The organism is Cytophagia bacterium CHB2 (assembly GCA_030263535.1).
Taxonomy (GTDB): Bacteria; Zhuqueibacterota; Zhuqueibacteria; order Zhuqueibacterales; family Zhuqueibacteraceae; genus Coneutiohabitans.
The window spans coordinates 1-3480 of sequence record SZPB01000510.1; the positions used below are offsets into that span (position 1 = coordinate 1).

Genomic DNA, 3480 nt, shown 5'->3' on the forward strand with positions numbered 1-3480 from the left:
GCGATCCAGCGGAAATTGGCTATTATGATACCTCCAGCGAGCCCCCCGGCTTTAATGGCGCGTGGGGCGTGTTTCCCTATTTTCCCTCCGGCACGTTTGTGGTTTCTGATATCGAAACCGGCCTGTATGTTTTTCGGCTGGATAGCACGGGCGTGGCCAGCGTGCAAGGCAACGTCACGAACAGTGAGGGCGGCGCAGCGCTGACGAACGCCACCATTCACTTTCTCGAAGCCAACAAAACCCTGCGCACCGGCGCCAATGGCGAGTATCGCTTGCGCACCAGCAGCGGCCAGCATACCATTGTCTTCAAGGCGTTTCCTTTTGCAACCGATACGGTACGCGTCAATGTGGCAAATGGTGAAGTTCTGCAACTTGATAACAGCCTCACACCGCTGCTGGAGCTGAGCGCCCTGCGCGGCGAGCTGCGCGAGGCAAACGGCAAGGGTATTCGCGCCAAGCTGACGCTTTACGTGAGCAGCGATCAAAGCGCAGACTATGTACTCACCGACAGCAGCGACAGCCAGGGCAATTTTGCCTTCGATAATATTTTTGTTTCCTCTCCGCCGCTGGTGGCCTATGACCGGCTCGTGATCGAACCGGAAATTCCCTACTTGACACAAACGTTGCCAAATCTGGTGGTGGCACCCGGCGCGCCGACCGTGTTGCAGGTTACGGTTGAGCCGGCAGACGTTTTGGTGGTCAACGATGATCCCCTGGGAAATTTTCAAAATTATTATACCACGGCCTTGCAAGCCGCGCAAATCTCGGCTTATTATTGGCCGCAAGCGCAACGCGGCCCGGCGCCGGTGAGCGCGATGAATCGTTTCAACCGCAATGTGATGATTTGGTTTACCGGCAACGCTTCCGGCAGCGACGTGTTGACGCCGGCGGAACGCGACAGCCTGGCGGCATATCTTGATCGCGGCGGCCGCCTGTTTCTGACCGGCCAGAACATTGCCGAAAGCCTGCAAGGCAGCGAGTTTTTGCAGCAACGTTTGCATGTTTCCTTCGAGGAAAATCTCAACGATTTCTTCTTGCACGGCGTGCAAAGCGATCCCATCGGCAAGGACTTGCTCTCGGTTGTGACGGCCGGCGGCGGCGGCGCGAATAATCAAACTTCGCGTGACGTTCTGTTGCCGGACGCCCACGCCGCAGCGTGCATGGTCTATGATACCACCTCGGGCATGGTCGCGGGCGTGCATGTGGAAGACGCGACCAACCAATCGCGCCTGGTGTTATTCGGGTTCGGCTTCGAAAGTATCATCCGCCAGCCCGCGCGCTATGCCACTCCCGAGCAGGTGTTGCAGAATGTCATGAATTGGCTGACCGGCGCAACCGGCGTTGCAGAACCTGGCACCGAACTTCCGAGCGTGTTTCACTTGAGTGCCAGCTACCCCAATCCCTGGCGCATGAATGCCGGTTTATCTGAAACAATCATTCGTTTTCAATTGCCGATCGATCTCACCGCGGAACGCGTCACGCTGAAGATTTTCGATTTGCTGGGAAGGGAAGTCACGACATTGCTCGATCAAGCCTATCAATCCGGGCAATTTGCCGCGCGCTGGAACGGCCGCGATCGCGCCGGCGAGATGGTCAAAAGCGGCGTGTATTTCTACAAGCTGCAAGCGGGCTCGCAGCAACAGGTAAGAAAGTTGCTGATTGTGAGGTGACATCTTTGGCTCTGTCGAGCCGACAACTGGCGCTTCGCCAGTGCTGTGCAAGTTCAAAAGACTGCCGCAAAAGCAGAAATCCCACAGCATCTCGCCAAAAACGCTTTTCTGTGGGATTTCAATTTTGTGGGTGAGCCGTTGAGAGTCTTAATGCAGATTTCGATCATCATGCGCCCGATCAGAAAGTGATGATTTAAAATCCATCTTTGCGATTATCAGCACTCAATCACATTCACCGCCAGGCCGCCCTGCGAGGTTTCTTTGTATTTCGTCTTCATATCCGCGCCGGTTTGCCGCATCGTTGTGATCACTTGATCGAGCGAGACTTTGTGCGAGCCATCGCTTTTCATGGCCATGCGCGCGGCATTGATCGCTTTCACCGCGCCCATGGCATTGCGCTCGATGCACGGAATCTGCACCAGGCCGCCCACCGGATCACAGGTCAACCCGAGATTGTGTTCCATGCCGATTTCCGCGGCATTTTCGATTTGTTCGTTGCTGCCGCCCAGCGCCGCAACCAGACCGGCGGCGGCCATCGAGCATGCCACGCCCACCTCGCCTTGGCATCCCACCTCTGCGCCTGAAATCGAGGCGTTTTGTTTGTAGAGCTTGCCGATCGCGCCGGCTGCTAAAAAGAACCGGATAATGCCCTCTTCTGTGGGAAAAGCCGAGAGCCGCTGATAATAATGCAACACGGCCGGCACGATGCCGGCGGCGCCGTTGGTCGGCGCGGTAACCACGCGGCCGCCCGCAGCATTTTCTTCATTGACGGCGAAGGCATAGAGATTCACCCAATCCATCACACTCAGCGGATCGCGCAGGCTTTTCTCCGGCGCCGAGGTCAGTTCGCGAAACAGTTGCGGCGCGCGGCGCCTCACCTGCAACAGCCCGGGCAAATAACCTTCCTGCCGCAGGCCGCGTTGCACGCAGGCCTGCATTACCTCCCAGATCAACAGAAGTTTTTCACGAATCTCCGCTTCACTGCGCCAGCATTTTTCATTTTCGAGCACGAGCTGGTGAATCGCCAGATTGTGTTCGCGGCCGAGGCGCAACAGCTCCTCACCGCTGTTGAATGGAAAAGGAATGGCGTGGGACTCGCCGGCGGTTTGCGTGTTGGAGATTTCATCTTCCTGCATGACAAACCCGCCGCCCACCGAATAATAAACTTGCTGATCGAGTATTTTTTGACTAGCCGCAAACGCCGTGAAACGCATGCCGTTGGGGTGCAGCGGCAAATTCTGATTGTAATGAAAAAGCAAATCGCGCTTTTCCTCGAACGCGACCGCATGGCGTTTGAGCAACGCCAGGGCCTGCGCGCTGCGGATGTTCGCCAGGCGCCCGTCGATTTCATCCGGATCGATTTTATCCGGCTCTTCGCCTTCGAGTCCCAGCAAAATTGCGCGATCCGTGCCGTGCCCTTTGCCGGTCAACGCCAGCGAGCCAAACAGCTCGACGTGCAGCGCCTTGGTTTCATGCAACTGTCCGGCGGCTTGCAAGGCCCGCACAAAGAGCCGCGCGGCTTTCATCGGGCCGACCGTGTGCGAGCTGGAAGGCCCGATGCCGATTTTGAAAAGATCGAAAACGCTGATGTCAGCAGCCATAGGAAAATGCCCTCGTTCGCTCAAAAATTATGATACTGTTTTTCCAAATATGCCCGGACTTCGGGAATATCCGTTTGCACGGTCAAATCCGGCACATGCTCGGCGCGGGGAATGGCGAACACCGCGCGCGGCGATTGCGCTATCATCATTTGCACGGCTGCCGGCAACTCTTTTTCCCGCCGCACCGGATGCAGCGGGGCGGCTTCCAC

At 57.0% G+C, this 3480-nt stretch carries 2 protein-coding genes; one reads left to right on the plus strand and one right to left on the minus strand.

Going from position 1 to position 3480, the window contains the following annotated elements; genetic code table 11:
• On the plus strand, positions 1 to 1670 hold a 1670-nt coding region (locus tag FBQ85_28110), incomplete at its 5' end, for a T9SS type A sorting domain-containing protein (protein ID MDL1878998.1).
• A 215-nt stretch (positions 1671 to 1885) separates the two neighbouring features.
• Here FBQ85_28110 and FBQ85_28115 read toward each other — a convergent pair.
• Positions 1886 to 3271, minus strand: coding sequence for an L-serine ammonia-lyase (locus tag FBQ85_28115; protein ID MDL1878999.1), 1386 nt, complete (start codon positions 3269 to 3271; stop codon positions 1886 to 1888).
• Positions 3272 to 3480: the final 209 nt, after the last annotated feature.

Excerpts from the sequence above, each read along its gene's own strand:
- FBQ85_28115 (MDL1878999.1), bottom strand. The coding sequence starts at position 3,271 with ATGGCTGCTGACATCAGCGTTTTCGATCTTTTCAAAATCGGCATCGGG.